Annotated in this window: 2 protein-coding genes; both read right to left on the reverse strand. The window is 71.4% G+C overall.

Annotated features, from left to right (window positions below; genetic code table 11):
• Nucleotides 1-937: PHP domain-containing protein (locus ACIKT0_RS16875; RefSeq protein WP_407106532.1), on the reverse strand; the 937-nt coding region annotated here is incomplete at its 3' end.
• A gap of 279 nt (nt 938-1,216) precedes the next feature.
• A partial coding sequence (locus ACIKT0_RS16880; RefSeq protein ID WP_407106533.1) for a chloride channel protein occupies nt 1,217-2,461 on the reverse strand: 1,245 nt, incomplete at its 5' end.

Here is a 2,461-nt window from a genome sequence, read left to right on the forward strand (position 1 = left end):
GGCGGAGCTCCGCGGCCTCGGCGTCGGCGCCGTCGGCGGTCGCATCGCCCACCGTGAAGCGGGGCAGGATCGGCTTGGCGGTGCGGGGCCGGTACGCGCTCCGGCGCGCGATCTCGACGGTGCTCTCGAGCGCCTCGGGCAGATCGGAGAACAGCGCCGCCATCTCGGCGCGGGTCTTGAGGTAGTGGTCGGGCGACATCTGCCGACGGTCGGTCTCGGCCAGCACGCGGCCATCGGCCAGGCAGATGAGCGCGTCGTGCGCCTCGTGATCGGCGCGCTCCACGAACCGCGCGCCGTTGGTGGCGACGAGCGGCAGCCCCCGCTCATAGGCGAGCCCGACCAATGCGGGCTCGACGGCGGCCTCGCCCGGCAGGCCGTGCCGCTGCAGCTCGATGTAGAGCCGGTCCCCGAAGAAGCCCGAAAGCCTGCTCAGCCGGGCCCCCGCGACGTCGTCCGCCCCTTCCGAGAAGGCGCAATCGAGCGGTCCCTCGGGACCGCCCGTGAGTGCGATCAGCCCCCCGCAGAGACCTTCCAGCATTTCGAGCGTGGCGTGCGGGGGCGCGTCGGGATCGCTCTGAAGAAAGGCGCGGCTGCTCAGCGCCATCAGGTTGCCGTAACCCTCGGCCGACTGCGCGAGCAGCACGATCGATGGGCGCCTGACGTCGCGCGCCGGCCGGCCGCCGCGCTGCTCGCGATCGTTGAAGTCGACCGGCAGGGTGAGCCCGACGATCGGCTGCACGCCCGCGCCGGCGAGTTTCTCGGAGAATTCAAGCGCGCCGAAGAGATTGTCGTCGGTCAGCGCGATCGCCGGCATCCGGTCGGACTTCGCCGCCGCGGCGAGCTTCGCGATGGTGAGCGCCCCTTCGAGCAGCGAGAAGGACGAGCGCACGTTGAGATGCACGAAGCCCGGATCGCCCGTCAGTCCTCCCGCCGCCATGTCCGCTCCCTTGTGGTCAGCCCAGACCCTACCCGGCTCCGCGCGGCGGCGCCCGATCTAACCGGCCGGTCTCCACAGGAGAGGCCCTCAGGCGGCGCCTCCTAGCGCCACCGCCCAGACCATCACGGCGCCGACGAACAAGGTCACAGAGGCGAGCTCGAGGCAGAAGACAGTCGCTGCGCGGATGCCGCGGAAGGCCATGGTTCTCTCCCCGTTCTTCTATGTACCTATTTTGTTCTCCATCGCGCCTCGGGAGTCAAGCTCCCGCGTCCAAGTCTGTCAGCGCTCGCCGAACAGTTCACGTTGCGCCTTCTCCAGCTCCTCGGCGTAGCGGCGGCGCACGAAGGTTTCCGAGAGCACGCCGAGCACCTCGCTGTCGGGTCCGATCACGGCGAGCTCGTCGACCTGCGCCGAGTCGAACAGGCGCATCACCGCCCCGATGTCCATCTCCGGCCTGAGCGCGACGTCCTTCGCGCTCGCGAGCTGCGCCACCGGCTCGGCCGGATCGACGCCCTCCGCATAGGCGGCGGCCGTGACCAGAACCCCGGCGTACCTGCCTGCCCCGTCGGCGAGCACGACACGGCTCGTCGAGCCGAGCGGGAACCGTCGGCGGAACTCGGCGACCGTGGTCGTGGACGGGGTGGTGTTGGCCTCGCGGCGCATCATCCGACCTGCGGTCAGCGTCTTCACCCAGCCGACGTCGCGCGCGCTCTTCACCGTCTCGCCGCGCAGATGGAGGCGCCAGGTGGAGAACGAATAACCGAACGCCTCGCGCACGATGGTGCTCGCCACGAGCGCAGCGGCCAACACCGCGCCGGTGAGCGTCAGGTCGCGCGTCGCCTCCAGCACCAGCATCGCCATGGTGATGGGGCCGCCGACCACCGCGACGGCGAGCGCCGCCATCCCGACCAGCGCGGCGTCGGTGACGTTGACCACGCCCGGGCCGAGAATCACGGCCGCGCCCTCGGCGAACAGATGTCCGGCGAGCGTGCCGAGAAACAGCGAGGCGAAGAACAGGCCGCCGCGGAATCCGAAGCCGAGCGAGACGACCGAGGCCAGGCACTTTGCGACGAACACGACGGCGATGAAGCCGAGCGCGGCGCCGCCGGCGAGGTCGAGATGCAGCGCGCCGTGCCCGGCCGAGAGCACCTGCGGCGAGATCATCGCGAGCGGAATCAGCAGCAGGCCGCCGATCGCCGGCCGCGCATAAGCAGGCAGCCGCGCCTTGCGCGTGCCGATCTCGACCAGCGCGACGGAGCGCATCAGGAGGATGCCGATGATGGCGCAGAGCGCCCCGAGCGGCGCCAGCATCAGCAGATCGGTGGCGCTGAGCGCCCCGCCCGTCGGGGCGCTGACCAGATAGGGCGTCGAGCCGAGCGCCCGCGCGGTCATGACGCCCGCCAGCGCCGCCGCGGCGATCGGGGCGATGGCCGAAGGCGTGTAGGCGCCGATCACGATCTCGAAGGCGTAGAACGCGCCCGTCAGCGGCGCGCCGAAGGCGGCGGCGATGCCGGCTCCCGCCCC

Origin of the sequence: Hansschlegelia beijingensis, from assembly GCF_045505405.1 — a bacterium.
Classification (GTDB): domain Bacteria; phylum Pseudomonadota; class Alphaproteobacteria; order Rhizobiales; family Methylopilaceae; genus Methylopila; species Methylopila beijingensis_A.